Source organism: Saccharopolyspora sp. NPDC045839, from assembly GCF_056431645.1.
The window spans coordinates 111326-126428 of sequence record NZ_JBWKKH010000007.1; the positions used below are offsets into that span (position 1 = coordinate 111326).

Annotated in this window: 16 protein-coding genes; 7 read left to right on the top strand and 9 right to left on the bottom strand. The window is 70.5% G+C overall.

The window, feature by feature from the left end; all coding sequences use genetic code 11:
- Positions 1-33: 33 nt before the first annotated feature.
- Positions 34-765, bottom strand: a complete 732-nt coding sequence (locus AC07EQ_RS12540; protein ID WP_478388101.1) for a class I SAM-dependent methyltransferase — start codon at positions 763-765, stop codon at positions 34-36.
- A 163-nt stretch (positions 766-928) separates the two neighbouring features.
- Here AC07EQ_RS12540 and AC07EQ_RS12545 point away from each other — a divergent pair, with 163 nt between their 5' ends.
- Genes AC07EQ_RS12545 through AC07EQ_RS12555 form a run of 3 tightly spaced genes read left to right on the top strand, consistent with a single transcriptional unit; the run spans position 929 to position 3184 of the window.
- Positions 929-1765 (top strand): ParA family protein, encoded by an 837-nt coding sequence (locus tag AC07EQ_RS12545; protein WP_478388102.1) that lies wholly within the window; start codon positions 929-931, stop codon positions 1763-1765.
- Positions 1762-2397 (top strand): LysE family translocator, encoded by a 636-nt coding sequence (locus AC07EQ_RS12550; protein WP_478388103.1) that lies wholly within the window; start codon positions 1762-1764, stop codon positions 2395-2397. The genes AC07EQ_RS12545 and AC07EQ_RS12550 overlap by 4 nt, the downstream gene beginning before the upstream one ends.
- 7 nt (positions 2398-2404) lie before the next feature.
- A complete protein-coding gene (locus tag AC07EQ_RS12555) occupies positions 2405-3184 on the top strand; it encodes an Fpg/Nei family DNA glycosylase (RefSeq protein WP_478388254.1) in 780 nt (259 codons plus the stop codon).
- Positions 3185-3472: 288 nt separating this feature from the next.
- Here AC07EQ_RS12555 and AC07EQ_RS12560 read toward each other — a convergent pair whose 3' ends face one another.
- From AC07EQ_RS12560 to rimO, 7 genes are all read right to left on the bottom strand, one after another.
- Positions 3473-4750 carry a uracil-xanthine permease family protein gene (locus AC07EQ_RS12560; RefSeq protein WP_478388255.1) on the bottom strand — a complete coding sequence of 426 codons (1278 nt, stop codon included), beginning with the start codon at positions 4748-4750 and terminating at the stop codon, positions 3473-3475.
- A 158-nt stretch (positions 4751-4908) separates the two neighbouring features.
- Entirely contained in the window at positions 4909-5754 is an 846-nt protein-coding gene (gene pspM, locus AC07EQ_RS12565) for a phage shock envelope stress response protein PspM (protein ID WP_478388104.1), read from the bottom strand.
- Between the two features lie 11 nt (positions 5755-5765).
- Entirely contained in the window at positions 5766-6602 is an 837-nt protein-coding gene (locus AC07EQ_RS12570; RefSeq protein WP_478388105.1) for a PspA/IM30 family protein, read from the bottom strand.
- A gap of 420 nt (positions 6603-7022) precedes the next feature.
- A complete protein-coding gene (locus tag AC07EQ_RS12575) occupies positions 7023-7496 on the bottom strand; it encodes a helix-turn-helix domain-containing protein (RefSeq protein ID WP_478388106.1) in 474 nt (157 codons plus the stop codon).
- Positions 7497-7666: 170 nt separating this feature from the next.
- A complete protein-coding gene (locus tag AC07EQ_RS12580; protein WP_478388107.1) occupies positions 7667-8158 on the bottom strand; it encodes a CinA family protein in 492 nt (163 codons plus the stop codon).
- On the bottom strand, positions 8155-8784 hold the full coding sequence (pgsA, locus tag AC07EQ_RS12585) for a CDP-diacylglycerol--glycerol-3-phosphate 3-phosphatidyltransferase (protein WP_478388108.1): 630 nt from the start codon (positions 8782-8784) through the stop codon (positions 8155-8157). Before pgsA ends, AC07EQ_RS12580 begins: the two co-directional genes overlap by 4 nt.
- Positions 8781-10217: a 30S ribosomal protein S12 methylthiotransferase RimO gene (gene rimO, locus AC07EQ_RS12590; protein ID WP_478388109.1), complete on the bottom strand. Its 1437-nt coding sequence runs from the start codon at positions 10215-10217 to the stop codon at positions 8781-8783. Before rimO ends, pgsA begins: the two co-directional genes overlap by 4 nt.
- A gap of 127 nt (positions 10218-10344) precedes the next feature.
- On the opposite strand from rimO, the gene AC07EQ_RS12595 reads away from it, so the two are divergent.
- The 4 genes from AC07EQ_RS12595 (at position 10345) to AC07EQ_RS12610 (ending at position 13472) form a co-directional block, all read left to right on the top strand.
- Positions 10345-10851, top strand: coding sequence for an amino-acid N-acetyltransferase (locus AC07EQ_RS12595; RefSeq protein ID WP_478388110.1), 507 nt, complete (start codon positions 10345-10347; stop codon positions 10849-10851).
- A gap of 51 nt (positions 10852-10902) precedes the next feature.
- On the top strand, positions 10903-11436 hold the full coding sequence (locus AC07EQ_RS12600) for an amino-acid N-acetyltransferase (protein WP_478388111.1): 534 nt from the start codon (positions 10903-10905) through the stop codon (positions 11434-11436).
- Between the two features lie 120 nt (positions 11437-11556).
- Positions 11557-12126: a phospholipase gene (locus AC07EQ_RS12605; protein ID WP_478388112.1), complete on the top strand. Its 570-nt coding sequence runs from the start codon at positions 11557-11559 to the stop codon at positions 12124-12126.
- Positions 12127-12257: 131 nt separating this feature from the next.
- A complete protein-coding gene (locus AC07EQ_RS12610) occupies positions 12258-13472 on the top strand; it encodes an alpha-hydroxy acid oxidase (protein ID WP_478388113.1) in 1215 nt (404 codons plus the stop codon).
- A gap of 151 nt (positions 13473-13623) precedes the next feature.
- Here the strand turns inward: AC07EQ_RS12610 and AC07EQ_RS12615 are convergent, their stop codons facing one another.
- Complete coding sequence (locus AC07EQ_RS12615; protein ID WP_478388114.1) at positions 13624-14904, bottom strand: sialidase family protein; 1281 nt, start codon at positions 14902-14904, stop codon at positions 13624-13626.
- Positions 14905-15103 lie beyond the last annotated feature (199 nt).

Below are 15103 nucleotides of genomic sequence, written 5' to 3' on the forward strand. Positions count from 1 at the left end.
TGCAAGCTGGCCGAACAAGCCTGGAAGCAGTCCTTATGCCGGCCGGCGCGCGATGGCGTGGAGCCGGGTCGCGATGTCGCGCAGCGGCGCTCGGCGTGCCGCCGCCCGCTCCAGCTCGGCCATCGTGTCGGCCGCCCGGGGGTTGTTGTCCAGCGCCGAGCCGGGCACCAGGTCGCTGAGCACGCCCTGGCCCTGGATCAGCTCCACGGCCAATCCGGCACCCGTCAAGACATCGCGCAGGCCGTCGGTGTCGAACCGGCGCTGCAGGGTGTCCGATGCCTCGTCGAGCCGCCCGTTCGGGTCCTGGATCAGCTGCAGCGCCTCGGCGAGCCGGCCGGCCAGCGCCCAGCCCAGGACCGCGGCGTACCGGTTGGCGGCCAGCACAGACACCGCGCCGCCGGGTGCGGTGGCCGCGGCCAGCGCCGCCACCGCCGCTTCGACGTCGTCGACGACCTCCAGAAGCCCGTGCGCCAGCACGAGATCGGCGCCACCTTCCGGGCTGAACGCCGCCAGCGCGTCGGTGTCGCCCTGCAGCGGGGTGATCTGGTCGGCCACGCCGGCGTCGACGGCCCGGCGCTGGAGCATCGCCAACGCGTTCGGGCTCGGATCGACCACCGTCACCGAGCAGCCCGCGGAAGCCAGCGGCACGGCCCACACGCCGCTGCCGCCACCGACGTCGAGCACCCGCGGCGGGCGCCCGCCGCGTCGCCGCCGCGCAGCGTCGAGTTCGGCTTCCAGCACCTGGTGGACGGCGTCGGATCTCATGGTGAGCAGCGTAATGCGGGGTCGCGGACGGGTTTCACCGGAGTGCGGATCGGCGGATTCCCGGCGGCATTCCGCAGAACCCGTTCCGCCACCCGCACCACTGGCATTGATCAAGTTTCAGGGAGCAGTTCTGGGACGGTCCCCGGTTCCGTAGGCTACGACCGTGCAGACGGTGGCAGTGCTGAGTCTCAAGGGTGGCGTGGGCAAGACGACCGTGGTGCTCGGGCTTGCCTCGGCCGCCATGCGCCGCGGGGTTCGGACGTTGGTCGTCGACCTCGATCCGCAGTGCAACGCGACCGCGTGCCTGGAGCCGGAGGAGACCGCCAAGGGCCTCAGCGACGTCCTGGCCGACCCGAGCCCGGAGGTGCTGCGGGCGGCGGTGACCGGCAGCTCCTGGGGCGAAGAGGTCGACGTCCTGGTCGGTTCCGAGGACGCCGAGAGCCACAACGGCCAGCACGGCGACGGCGAACATCTGTCCCGCCTCACCACGGCACTGTCCGAATTGGACGGCCTGATCGCCGACGGCGAGCTGCCGTACCAGCTGGTGCTGCTGGACTGCCCGCCGTCGCTGGGGCGGCTGACCCGCTCCGCGCTGATCGCCGCCGATCGCGCGCTGCTGGTCACCGAGCCGACGATCTTCGCGGTCTCCGGTGTGCAGCGGGCGTTCGAGGCGGTGCAGGCCGAGCGCCAGTCGACCAACCCTGACCTGCAGCCGCTCGGCGTCATCGTCAACCGGGTTCGGCCGCGCTCCCACGAGCACCAGTTCCGCATCGACGAGCTGCGGGACATCTTCGGCCCGCTGGTGCTGCCGGTCGCGCTGCCCGATCGGCTGGCCGTGCAGCAGGCGCAAGGGGCGTGCATGCCGATCCACCAGTGGGGCACGCCGGGAGCGCGGGAGGTCGCGCTGGCGTTCAACCTGGTGCTGGCCCGTACGCTGCGGGCAGGCCGGCCGCGCCGAGCCGAGCCGGACGACGACGAGCTGCTGGACGGTGCCGAATGACCACGACGTTGTTCCTGACGTTCGTCTTCGTCGCGCTGATCGGCGTCCTGACGCCCGGCCTGGACACGATGCTGATCCTGCGGCATTCGCTGCTCGGCGGGCGCCGCGTCGGGGTGGCGACGTTCCTCGGGATCAACCTCGGCTGCCTGATCTGGGGCACGGCGAGCATCGCGGGCCTGACCGCGCTGCTCACCGCCTCCCAGGTGGCCTACGACATCGTGCGGGTGGCGGGCGCCGTCTACCTGCTCTGGCTGGGCGGCTCGGCGCTGTGGAAGTCGTTGCCCCGCAACAGGGTTCAGCAGGCCGACGACGTCCCGGTCGAACCGGTGGCGCTGACCGCTTTCGGCGCGCTGCGCTCGGGGATGGCCACGAACCTGCTCAACCCCAAGGTGGGCGTGTTCTACGTCAGCCTGCTGCCGCAGTTCCTGCCGCCCGGGGCGGCGGCGTTCGCCTGGGGCCCGCTGCTCGTGGCGACGCACATCTCCATCGGGCTGCTGTGGTCCACCGCGCTGGTGTGGCTCGCCGGCCGGGCCCGCGCGCTGTTCCAGCGGCAGCGGGTGCGCGCCTGGCTGGACCGGATCACCGCGACGGTGCTGATCGGCCTGGGCCTGAAGCTGGCAGCCGAGGGGTGAGCGAGCCCTGCCCGAAGGCGACACGGTCTTCCTCACCTGCCACCGGCTGCACGAGGCGCTGGCCGGGCAGGTCCTGACCCGTGGCGAGCTGCGGCACCCCCGCCTGTCCACATTGGACCTCAATGACCGGCGGGTGCGCGAGGTGCGCCCGGCGGGCAAGCACCTGCTGATCCGCTTCGACGACGGCCACACCCTGCACAACCACCTGCGCATGGACGGCGCCTGGCACCTCTACTCCCCCGGCGCCAGGTGGCGGCGGCCGGCGCATCAGGCCCGGGCCGTCCTGGGCACGGCCGACCGGGTGGCGGTCGGGTTCAACCTGCACGACCTCCGCTGGCTGCCGACCTCGGCGGAATCCGAGCTGATCGGCCATCTCGGGCCGGACCTGCTCGATCCGGCGTGGGACGACGGGCACGCGGCCGAGGCGATCCGGCGGCTGACCGCCGACCCGGACCGGGAGCTCGGCCTGGCGCTGCTGGACCAGACCGTGATGGCCGGGGTCGGCAACATCTACAAGACGGAGGTGTGCTTCCTGCTGGGCCGCTCGCCGTGGACGCCGGTCGCGGAGATCGACGCGGCACGCGCGGTGCGGCTGTGCCGGGAACTGCTGCTGCGCAACGCCTGGCACCCCGAGCAGTCCACCACCAAGAGCCTGCGGCGCGGCACCCAGCACTGGGTCTACGACCGGCGCACCTGCCTGCGCTGCGGCGGCCCGGTCCGCCGCGGCACCCAGGGCGACGACGTCGAAGCGCGCGTCACCTACCACTGCCCCCGCTGCCAACCCTGATAGAGGTTGTTTCCAGGATCGTTTTGCGTGGTGGTGTGGGTAGCGGCCCCCTGCGGGAGTCACTGCCGCCTTCTCGCTGTGGGATCCCCGACATCATGAATGCCAATTCACCACGTCGCGGCTGTCCTCGCTGGGAGAACCCCGGAGGGGTGGGCGCCGTGAACCTGCGGCGGTGCCGGCTGCGAGGGTGGGCTAAGCGGCTGCGCCGCTCATAACCCGCCCTACCGCACCCACACCACCGCATACGAAACAGCCTTGCAGCGCCCAAGGATTCGCGGTATCGGTGCGTCAGCTTTCGTTGGCCGCGTCGCGGGCGTCGGCGAGGCCCCGCAGGATCGGGTAGATCAGCACGATGCCGACCGAACCCCACACCAGGCCCGTGATCCGGAGCTCCCCCACCTGCAGCGTCAGGTTGCCGACCCCGGCGATCACCGCGGTGCCCATCACCACCAGGTTCACCGGATCCGCGAAGTCCACCGCGGCGTCCAGCCAGATCCGCGCCCCGACCAGCGCCAGCAGCCCGAAGAGCACCAGCGTCGCGCCACCGAGCACGCCGAGCGGAATCGTGTTGATCAGGGCGCCGAGCTTGGGCGAGAACGACAGCACGATCGCGCCCACCGCGGCGACCAGGCAGGCCGCCGTCGAGTAAACCCGCGTCGCGGCCATCACCCCGATGTTCGCCGCGTAGCTGCTCAGCGCCGACCCACCCGCCGAGCCGGCCAGCGTGGTGGCCAGGCCGCCGCTGATCAGCGCGTCCCCGACGTACGGGTCGAGGTCGCGGCCGCTCATCGCGGCGACCGCCTTGAGGTGCGCGACGTGCTCGGCGACCAGCACGATCACCAGCGGCAGCACGAACGGCATCACCGAGATGTGCGCCTGCGGGGCGATCAGCTGGGGCAGCCCGAACCAGGGCGCGGCGGCGAGCTCGTCGAGCCGCTCCGGGACGAGGTCACCGGCCAGCACGGCGTAGATCCACCCGGCCAGCACCCCGATCAGCACCGCGGCCCGCCCGGCCATGCCCCGGCTGAGGACCGTGAGCAGCACGATCGTGCCGAGCGTCAGCGCCGCGGGCACGCGCTGCTCGCTGAACCAGGACACCGACTGCGGCGCGAGGCTGAGCCCGATCATCAGCACGACCGCGCCCGTCACCACGGGCGGCATCGCGGACTCCAGCAATCGCACGCCCAGCGCCTTGACCGCCACGCCGACGGCCATCACCACCAGGCCGACCGCCACGATCCCGCCGAGCAGGGCGGCCGGGCTCGCACCGGCCTCGCCCGCGGCAGTGCCCAACGGCACCACGAAGGCCACCGACGCGCCGAGGTAGGTGGGCACCCGGTTCCGGGTGAGCAGCAGGAACAGCAGGGTGCCGACGCCGGAGAGCAGCAGCGTGGTCGTCAGCGGGAAGCCGGTGAGCAGCGGCACGAGCGTCGTGGTGCCGAACATCGCCAGGAGGTGCTGCAGCCCGAATCCGATGGTCAGCGGCCAGCTGAGCCGCTCCTCGGAGGCCACCACGGCATCGCGCACCAGGCGTCGACCGTTGCCGTGCACGGTCCACAACGCCACATCGTCCTCCCCCGAGCCGCCCGGTCGGGCGAGGCCCTGCCACGGCATGTGATGACAGGGGGAAGATTACTATTTCGCATCACACAATCAAGCCAACCCGCTCGCCGGATCGACGAAAAAGTCGACTACCAGCAGTGATATCGGCCCGGCGTGTCGCGTCAGTCCTGGCCGGATCGGCGCTGCGGGTCCGCGTTGGGTCCGTCCGGCCCGAAGAGCTCCCGAAGACCGGCGGCGAGCCCGGCCAGCCGATCGGTGGCGTCCTGCATCAGGTACTTCTGCTCCGAAGCGCCGCTGGCGGCCACCGCCCGCCCCGCTGCGGCGACCAAACCGCCGTACCCGTCGAGGCCTTCGTCGAGCTCCTCGCGCAGCCGCTGCACATCAGCCCGCAACGCGGGCTTCTGCGCCTCCGGCGCGTGCGGGATCGCCGCCTCCACGGCGACGAGCCGCTCCGCGACGCGCCGCAGCTCCGCTGCCGCGCTGTCCGCGGTGCCCCGCGCGTCGGCTGCGGCGCTACCCGCGCCCGCCGACGTCAGCTGCGCCAGCGCGCGGTGCAGGCTCTGCTCCGCATCGCGCAACCGCTGCATCGGCTCCCGCGCCGCCGACCCCTGTCGGGGCAGTGCCAGGGGTTCTGGTTGCGGGTCGGGCAGCGGTGTCCTCTTGAGCCGCCGGTACTTCAGCCCCGCGCCGACCGCGCCCACGCCGCTGGCGACGGCTATCCCGCCGAGCCCCAAGGTGCTCACGTCCTGCAGGAACCAGCCCAGTTCGCCCAGCGAGCCCCACACCGTCGGCAGGGACGCCGACGCGACCGCGCCTGCGCCGAACGCGCCGGCCGAGACCGCGCTACCCGCGGCAGTCCGCTTCGCGCGCTTGCGCTGCCGCAGCAGCCGGGCGCGCGGATCGCGCCAGTTGGCGAACTTCCGCCGCACGTCAGAGAGGAGCGGGCCGCGCAACTGCTCAAGCGCGGCCTCGCCCAACTGCGTCAGCTCCTGCTTGCGGGACTTCACATCACGCTCGCTCAGGCTTGGCCGGCTTGCGGATTCTGCTGTTGCTGGGGCTGGGTCGCCGGCTCACCGGCAGCCTGCGAACCACCGGCGATCTGCTGCTGCTGTCCGCCCGTCACCTGCTGCTGCCCGGTGCCCATCGAGGCGCGCAGCTGCGCGAGCCGGCTGGCGCCGGCGGCGTCGATGGACGCCTGCTGGACCTCCAGCATCCGGCCCTGCACGCTGTTCTGCGCCAGCTCCGCCTCGCCCAGCGCGGTGGTGTAGCGGCGCTCGATCTTGTCCCGGACCTCTTCCAGCGACGGCGTGTTACCGGGCGCGGAGATCTCGGTCATCTGCCGCATCGACGCGGAGACCTGCTCCTGCATCTTGGCCTGCTCCAGCTGGCTGAGCAGCTTGGTGCGCTCGGCGATCTTCTGCTGCAGGATCTGCGCGTTGCGCTCCACCGCCTGCTTCGCCTGCTCGGCGGCGCCCAGCGACTGGTCGTGCAGCGTCTTGAGGTCCTCGACGCCCTGCTCCGCGGTGACCAGCTGGCTGGCCAGCTGGGTGGCGGTCTCCTCGTACTTCTGCGCGGTCGCCTCGTCGCCGTTGGCGCGCGCCTGGTCGGCCATCACCAGCGCCTGCTTCGCCGACGCCTGCAGCTTCTCGACCTCGCCGAGCTGCCGGTTCAGCTTCATCTCCAGCTGTCGCTGGTTGCCGATCACGGAAGCGGCCTGCTGGGAGAGGCTCTGGTGCTGCTTCTGGGCTTCCTCGATGGCCTGCTGGATCTGCACTTTCGGGTCCGCGTGCTCGTCGACCTTCGACGAGAACGCCGCCATGAAGTACTTCCAGGCCTTCACGAACGGGTTGGCCATCTCCTCCGCCTGCCTTCTTCTGTGCTCGGCTGCCCCATGCCGACACGACCGCACCGGGCGTGCCCGCTGGTTCCATCGTGTCAGGTAGTCGTGTCGGCTTCCACCAAACACGGTAGTTCTCCGGGATTTACCCGGAGCTACGACCCAAGATCGAACCAGAAAGCCGCCACCGCCCGGCCACCGGGCCCCGAAAACGGTCGTGAGTGCCGAAACGGGCATATACCCGCTCCGGCACTCACGAACAGCCTCTCGATTCTGTATTTGAAGCGGCGCAGCCGCTCAACTCACCCTCGCAACCGGCACCGCCGCGGGTTCACGGTGGACCACCCCTGTCGGGGATCCCACAGCGAGAAGGCCCCGTGTAACTCCCGCAGGGGGCCGCCACGCGCACCGCCACGCGAACGAGTCAAGAAACAGGCATTACGCCGCCACCACGACACCGCCGGGCTTGCGCACCGGCGCGCTGATCCGCTGGCTGAGCATCGGCTGCAGCCGGTCCGCGCAGGCGCGCGGTTCCGCGTCCGCACTGGCTTCGGCGCCGGTCAGCTGCTGCTTGGCCAGTTCGGCGTCGGAGAGCTCGGTGCCGATCAGGCTGGGCACCAGGCGGCCGCCGTCGATCTCCGCCGACGTGGCCTGCTCGACGACCGACGGCACCACCAGCGTCTCGTCCAGGTCGCCGGCCACGGTGACCAGGAGTTCCGGCAACGGCAGGTCCAGGGCGCCGCAGATCGAGGCGAGCAGCTCGCTGGACGCCTCCTTGCGGCCCCGTTCCACCTCGGAGAGATATCCGAGGCTCACCCGGGCAGCGCGCGAAACGTCCCGCAAGGTCCGAGACTGTGCGGTCCGGGCGCGGCGCAGTCGTTCACCGACCGCCTCCCGCAACAATACGGTCATCGCGCGCCTCCCTTCCTTCGTCGCCTACCGCGTGCACCACGCGTGAACGCCACCTACGTTACTCATCCGAGGGCCCGAACGAGAACGATCGTCCACAAGTCCGCCGAGGGCGAACGCACGGTGACCGTTCCCGGGCGCGACCTTCTGCCAGCGCACAGCGCCCCGTTGAATCAACGCAGCAGACCCGCGAAGTGTTCCAGCGCCACCCGAACGGCCGCAGCCCGCACGGCGTGCCGATCGCCGTCGAGGCGCACCGACCGCACGGTCGCGCCGGCCGGCCCGGCGAACCCGAGGTGCACAGTGCCCGGTGCCACCCCGTCCTGCGGGTCGGGCCCGGCCACGCCGGTCAGCCCGATGCCCCAGTCCGCGCCGCACCGCCGCCGGGCGCCGTCCGCGAGCATCTCCGCGACCCGCGGGTGCACCGCGCCGTGCGCCGCGAGCAGATCGCGATCGACCCCGGCCAGCTCCGCCTTCAGATCGGTCGCGTAAACGATCAGCCCACCGCGGACCACGTCACTGGCCCCGGGCACGTCGGTCAGCACGGCGGACACCAGGCCGGCCGTCAACGATTCCGCGGTCGCGACCGTCTCGCCGCGCCGCCGCAATGCCTCGAGCAAGGCCGCGACCTGCGGCAACGACAACCCGATCTGATCGACGATCACGCGCCGACCTTGGCCCGGCCGGCGGCGCGCAGCCGTACCGCGCGCACGACGTAGTCGAGCCCGGTCACGACCGTGGCGACCAGCGCCGCGCCCATCACGATCCAGCGCGGCACGTCGGCCCAGGCGCCGAGCGGCAGCAGGTAGAAGCCGATGGCGAGGGCCTGCAGCAGCGTCTTGACCTTGCCGCCGCGGCTGGCCGCGATGACGCCGTGCCGGATCACCCAGAACCGCAGCAGCGTGACGGCGACCTCGCGGCCGATGATCACCCAGGTGACCCACCAGCCGAGGTCGCCGAGAAGGCTCAGCCCGACCAGCGCGGCGCCGGTCAGCGCCTTGTCCGCGATGGGGTCGGCGACCTTGCCGAAGTCGGTGACCAGGCCGCGCTTGCGGGCCAGGTCGCCGTCGATGCGGTCGGTGATGGAGGCGATCGCGAACACCGCCGTGGCGATCCACCGCCACAGCGTGTCGTGCCCGTCCTCCCAGAACAGCGCGACGAGGAAGACCGGCACCAGCGCGAGCCGGGAAACGGTCAGGATGTTGGCGATGTTGACCAGCGGCACGGGCTCGGACCGCACCCCGGTCGGGTTCGCCGCTGCGGAGTCGGACGTCGCGCCATCGGCCGTCATGGCTGCTCCCCGGACCTGTTCTGCGCGGGCGTGCTGTCGATCGGGCTCACCACGAGGTCCACGCCTTCGCTGTCCACCACCCGGCAGAGCAGCACATCACCCACGTTGACCTCTCCAGGATCGGTGACGAGGCATTCCCCGTCCACCTCCGGCCCCTGGTGCTCGGCGCGGCCGGCGCACTCCTCGTCGCTGACGCGCTCGACGAGGACCCGAACCTCGGTGCCGATGCGGTCCTCGGCTCGCTGCGCGATCAGCTCGTCGACGAGGTCGGAGAGCTTCTCGACGCGCTCGTCCACGACGTCCGGGTCGATCTTGCCGTCGAAGCCGGCGGCCTCGGTGCCGTCCTCGTCGGAGTAGCCGAACACGCCGATGGCGTCCAGCCGCGCCCGGGTGAGGAAGTCCTGCAGCTCGGCGAAGTCGTCCTCGGTCTCGCCGGGGAAGCCGACGATGACGTTGCTGCGGATGCCCGCCTCCGGGGCGAGCTCGCGGATCTGCTCGATGAGCGCCAGGAACGACTCGGTGGAGCCGAACCGGCGCATCCGGCGCAGCACCGACTCGCTGGAGTGCTGGAACGACAGGTCGAAGTACGGCGCGACACCGGGCGTGGTGGCGATGGCCCGCACCAGGCCGGGACGGGTCTCGGCGGGCTGGAGGTAGGACACCCGCACCCGGTCGACGCCGTCGATGGCGGCGAGCTTCGGCAGCAGCACTTCCAGCGCCCGCGCGTCGGCCATGTCCTTGCCGTAGGAGGTGGAGTTCTCGCTGACCAGGAACAGTTCCTTCGCCCCGTGCTCGGCCAGCCAGGCGGCCTCGCCCAGGATCTCCTCCGGCGGCCGGGACAGGAAGGAACCGCGGAAGGACGGGATGGCGCAGAACGAGCAGCGCCGGTCGCAGCCGGAGGCCAGCTTCAACGCGGCGACCGGCGAGTCGTCGAGCCGGCGGCGCGCCACCGCGCGGGCGGCCGGCACCCAGCCGTGCCCGGGCACCGAGACATCGGCGGCCGCGGCGGGCCGGGCGACCGGGGTGATCGGCAGCATCTTGCGCCGGTCCCGCGGCTGGTGCGACTGGATGGCTTGCCCGGCGACGACGTCGTCGAGCCGGTCGGCGAGCTCGGCGTAGTGGTCGAAGCCGAGCACCGCGTCGGCCTCGGGCATGTGCTCGGCGAGCTCGGCGCCGTAGCGCTCGGCCATGCAGCCGACGGCGACGACCTTCGCGCCGGTGTCGGCCGCGGCGAGCAGCGTGTCGACGGAGTCCTTCTTCGCCGATTCGACGAAGCCGCAAGTGTTGACCACCACGACGTCGGCGTCGTCGGCGTCGACGAGTTCCCAGCCGCGACCGTGCAGGTTGCCGGCGAGCTCTTCGGAATCGACCTCGTTGCGGGCGCAACCGAGCGTGACCATGGCGACTCGGCGGTGACTTTGCTCGGTTGACATGCGAGGAGCGTAACGTCCCGGCCGCCACCCCCTGCGCACGAGCCCGTCGGGCGAAAACCCCGGCCGTGGTCAAGATTACGGCCGCCATCCGACCACTCGAACCCGCAGTTGGTTAGGCTTGCCTAACATGACAGCTCTCGTCGAGGTGCGCCCGGCCCGAGTCCGCGACGCCCGCGCGATCAAGGCGTTGATCGACCACTACGCGGGAAAAGTGGTGCTGGGCAAGGAACTCGTCACGCTCTACGAGGACATCCAGGAGTTCTGGGTCGCCGAACAGGCAGGCCGGATCGTCGGCTGCGGCGCACTGCACGTGCTCTGGGAAGACCTCGCCGAAATCCGCACCGTCGCCGTCGACCCGATGGCCAAGGGCCGCGGCATCGGCCACTCGCTCGTCGCCGGCCTGGTCAGCGCCGCCGGCGAGCTGGGCCTGTCGCGGATCTTCGTGCTGACCTTCGAGACCGAGTTCTTCGGCCGCCACGGCTTCCTGCCGATCGCCGACACCCCGGTCCCGCCGGACGTCTACGACGAGATCCGCCGCTCGCCGGACGAAGGCGTGGCGCAGTTCCTGGACCTCGCGCACGTGAAGCCGAACACCCTCGGCAACACGCGCATGCTGCTGCGACTGGGCTCGTGACGCGCGGAGAATGCGCATGCCACGCCAGGATCGCGGCGCTACGATGCGCACATGAATGACTATGCGTCATCGGCGATAACGATTCGACGGGCGCGCATCGCCGACGTTCGGACGATCAAGTCCCTGGTCGACGCCTATGCGGGCGAAGTGCTGCTGGCCAAAGAACTCGTCACCCTCTACGAGGACATCCAGGAGTTCTGGGTCGCCGAGCGCGCCGAGCCGGACGGCGCCGGCCGCGTAGTCGGCTGCGGCGCGCTGCACGTGCTCTGGGAAGACCTCGCCGAGATCCGCACGGTCGCGGTGGATCCGGCGGTGAAGGGCCACGGCATCGGCCACCGCCTCGTGCACCAGCTCGTCGACCTCGCCCGCGAGCTGGGCCTGTCCCGGGTGTTCGTGCTGACCTTCGAGACCGAGTTCTTCGGCCGCCACGGCTTCCGCACCATCGACGGCGCCCCGGTCAGCCCGGACGTCTACGAAGAGATGCGCCGCTCCGTCGACGCGGGCGTGGCGGAGTTCCTCGACCTCGCCAACATCAAACCGAACACGCTCGGTAACACCCGGATGCTCCTGGAACTCGACCGATAGCGCCCGACCGGTCGAATTCGGGGTCATCGTTCTCGTGCCGGATACCCGAACGTCCCGCGAACACCACCTGCAACAGCTATAACACGGGAAGTGATCCGTTCGGCTCCGAGGAGACCAGCCGTGGAACGTTCCCCTGCTCGCCGTGGCTTCTTCACCTGCGCCGCGGCAACCGGCGCGCTGTTGCTCACCGCCGGCACCGCGCACGCCGACCTGAGCCAGACCCGGCTGCGGGCGGTGACCGACGAGTACCTGTACGAGTTCTCCCTCGACGTGTTCACCGAAACCCGCGCCGAGCAGCCCCACGCGGATCAGCTCGACTGGTCCTCCGACGGCTGTTCGATGTCGCCGGACAAGCCGCTGGGCTACAAGTTCCGCACCAGCTGCGAGCGGCACGACTTCGGCTACCGCAACTACAAGAGGCAGGACCGGTTCGGCGAGGACGACCGCAAGAAGGTCGACGACAACTTCAAGGCCGACATGTACTCGGTCTGCGGCAGCGACGTGGTCTGCAAGGGCACCGCGAACATCTACTACTACGCGGTGCGCGAGTTCGGCGGGACGAGCGGTTCGACCGCCGAAGCCGTCGAACTGGCGCAGGTCAAGCCGGTGCTCTCCGGCACCGGGTCGCTGCTGGAGTACCACGCGGTCAACGCCACGGGCGAGGTCGTGCGGCTCGGCGCGAACGGCTGAGCACCGAGCGAGATCGGCGGAGGGCGCGTCCGAGCGGGACGCGCCCTCCCCCGTCTTCGCCGGGTTTTTCCGCCGCCGCGAAAAGGTAATGTGCCCTTCGCGCCCCGGCGCACGGCGAGAAGGGAACACGAATGGTCAAGCGGCAACTTCCGCGCTGGTCCGAACTGCGTCCGCTGCTGCGGGTCAAACCCCCGCAGCTGAACACGACCGAGCGGCGCCTATCGGCCGCCCACTCGATCGCCGACCTGCGGGCCATCGCCCGCCGCCGGACGCCCCGCGCCGTGTTCGACTACACCGACGGCGCCGCCGAGGCCGAGATCAGCCTGCGCCGCGCCCGGCAGGCCTTCCGCAACGTCGAGTTCCGCCCCTCCGTGCTGCAGGACGTGTCCAAGGTGGACATCAGCAGGACGATCCTCGGCGGCCGCTCCGAGCTGCCGTTCTCCTTCGCCCCCACCGGTTTCACGCGCATGATGAACCACGAGGGCGAGCCCGCGGTGGCCCGCGTCGCGGACCGCGCGGGCATCCCCTATGCGCTGTCCACAATGGGCACCACCTCGATCGAGGACGTGGCCGCGGCGGCGCCGAACTCCCGCAAGTGGTTCCAGCTCTACCTCTGGCGCGACCGCGAGGCCAGCCGCGAGCTGGTGCAGCGCGCCCAGGACGCCGGCTACGAGGCGCTGATGCTCACCGTCGACACGCCGGTCGGCGGCTCGCGCCTGCGCGACGCCCGCAACGGCCTGACGATCCCGCCGGAGCTCACGCTCAAGACCATCGCCGACGGCGCGATGCACCCGGCGTGGTGGTTCAACCTGCTCACCACCGAGCCGCTGTCGTTCGCCTCCTTCAAGCACTGGTCCGGAACCGTGCAGGAACTGATCAACTCGATGTTCGACCCGTCGCTGAACCTCGCCGACCTGGAGTGGCTGCGGGAGCTGTGGCAGGGGCCGCTGATCGTCAAGGGCATCCAGAACGCCGACGACGCCCGGCGCGTGGTCGAGCGGGGTGCCGACGCGGTGGTGCTGTCCAACCACGGCGGGCGGCAGCTCGACCGGGCCCCGACGATGCTGGAACTGCTGCCGTCGGTCCGCGAGGCCATCGGCGGCCGGGCCGAGATCCTGCTGGACACCGGCATCGTCAGCGGAGCCGACATCGTCGCGGCGATCGCGCTCGGCGCGGACTCGTGCCTGATCGGCCGGGCCTACCTGTACGGCCTGATGGCGGGCGGCGAACGCGGCGTCCAGAAGACGGTGGACATCCTCCGAGCCGAGATCGTCCGGACCCTCCAACTGCTCGGCGTCCACGCGATCGACGACCTCAACACCACCCACGCCACGCTACGCGCCTGATCCCCCGCAATTTCCATTGAAATCGAACCTTCGATTTCAATGGAAATTGCGGACCGTCGGCGTGCCGGACCACGACACGCCGACGGCTGTGGACAACTCCCGCAATTTCAATGGAAATCGGACCTCTGATTTCCATTGAAATCGCGGACCGTCAGCGGCCGGGGCGGGGGTCCATCGGTTTGACGTCGTGGCTGCTCGTCGTTCCGGCCGTCGCGTCGATCGGGCCCGTCGCGTGGAACGCCTCGCACGGTCCGCCGATGTACTTCTCGAAGTCCGTCGTGATGTGGATGACCGACTTCCCGTCCGACGTCGGCAACACGGTCGGGCTGAAGTTGCGGCAGACGCTGCCCTTGTTGTAGCTGAGCTGCACCGGTGACGGGATCTCCCGCCAGCCCCGCGCCAGGTCGGACGGGTTGTCGTTGACCATCAGCGTGCGCCCGTTGCCCGGCGCCCAACCGCCGTTGTCGCCGCCGAGCATCTGGTACGCCAGCACCAGCCGGCCGTTCGGGCCGGGCCCCGGCACCCACGCGATCGTCGGCGTGCCCAGCGGCTGCCCGCCGGTTTCCGACACGATTTCCGTGCCCAGGTCGTACGGGTCGCCGAAATCCCAGCCGTCGGCCGAGGTCCGCATCCACACCGTGCAGATGTGCACCGGATCGTAGTTGCAGACCTCGTAGACCATCACATAGGTGCCGTCCGGCAGCTGCCGGATCCCGGACATCCCGGGACGCACCGTGAACTTGTCGTTCTTCAGCGTTTCCCGCAGATCTGTCCAATTGCGACCGTCCGCGGAACGCACCTGGACCATCTTCTGGTCGTGCTTCGGATCGCCGTCGTCGGAGTAGAACGCGACCAGATCGCCCTGCGCGGACACCGTGAACTCGGGCTCCCACACGCCCGGCCCGACCGGCGCCTGCACGATGGTCGACAGGAAGCTCCAGGTGCGCCCGTGGTCGTCGCTGCGCCACACCCGGATGCTGCTGTGCCGCTCCTCCGGGTCCGCGCCGACGCCGGCGGTGCCCGCCCACAGCAGGGTTCCGGCGGGCATGTCGCCGACCTGGCGCGGCAACTCGTACAGCGTCGAGCAGCACATGCCCTTCGCGTCCGCGCCCTCCGGGTCGCGGATCTCGCCGATCTGCCGGAACGTCTCGCCGTCGTCACGGCTTTCGTAGATGACCGCGAAACCGGCGCGGTCCACATAGGTCGTCATGCTGGCCAGCACGCGCCCGTCGGCCAGGCCGGAGTGCTGCAACCGCACCATTCGCGGATAGCTGCTGCCGCCGGTGCGCAACAGCTCACCCTTGTCCACATCGGACGGAGCTACATCCTGCCCCCCGGCCGGGACACCAGAGGCGATCTGCTGAAATCCCACCACCAGCAGCAATGCGGCGAACAGCACCGATAACCAGGCGCGAACTTTCCGGACGACCATGCGAGAGCCCTTCGAAATCGCGGCGGATAAACCGTCAGCGGGCGGGACACTATCGCACGGAACCGGGAGATCAACCCTTCGAACAATTCCGTTCAGCGCAATCTGGGAAGCGCAAACGGAGCAGTACGAACCCGGCAGAACCGGCCGAGAAAATGCCGGTTAAAACGCGGAAAACGGCAACGTCCCCGCATCCAGGAGA

Coding starts and splice junctions, on each gene's coding strand:
- AC07EQ_RS12540 (WP_478388101.1), bottom strand. CDS start 765: ATGAGATCCGACGCCGTCCACCAGGTGCTGGAAGCCGAACTCGACGCT.
- AC07EQ_RS12550 (WP_478388103.1), top strand. CDS start 1,762: ATGACCACGACGTTGTTCCTGACGTTCGTCTTCGTCGCGCTGATCGGC.
- AC07EQ_RS12570 (WP_478388105.1), bottom strand. CDS start 6,602: ATGGCCAACCCGTTCGTGAAGGCCTGGAAGTACTTCATGGCGGCGTTC.
- AC07EQ_RS12575 (WP_478388106.1), bottom strand. CDS start 7,496: ATGACCGTATTGTTGCGGGAGGCGGTCGGTGAACGACTGCGCCGCGCC.
- pgsA (WP_478388108.1), bottom strand. CDS start 8,784: ATGACGGCCGATGGCGCGACGTCCGACTCCGCAGCGGCGAACCCGACC.
- rimO (WP_478388109.1), bottom strand. CDS start 10,217: ATGTCAACCGAGCAAAGTCACCGCCGAGTCGCCATGGTCACGCTCGGT.
- AC07EQ_RS12595 (WP_478388110.1), top strand. CDS start 10,345: ATGACAGCTCTCGTCGAGGTGCGCCCGGCCCGAGTCCGCGACGCCCGC.
- AC07EQ_RS12600 (WP_478388111.1), top strand. CDS start 10,903: ATGAATGACTATGCGTCATCGGCGATAACGATTCGACGGGCGCGCATC.
- AC07EQ_RS12610 (WP_478388113.1), top strand. CDS start 12,258: ATGGTCAAGCGGCAACTTCCGCGCTGGTCCGAACTGCGTCCGCTGCTG.
- AC07EQ_RS12615 (WP_478388114.1), bottom strand. CDS start 14,904: ATGGTCGTCCGGAAAGTTCGCGCCTGGTTATCGGTGCTGTTCGCCGCA.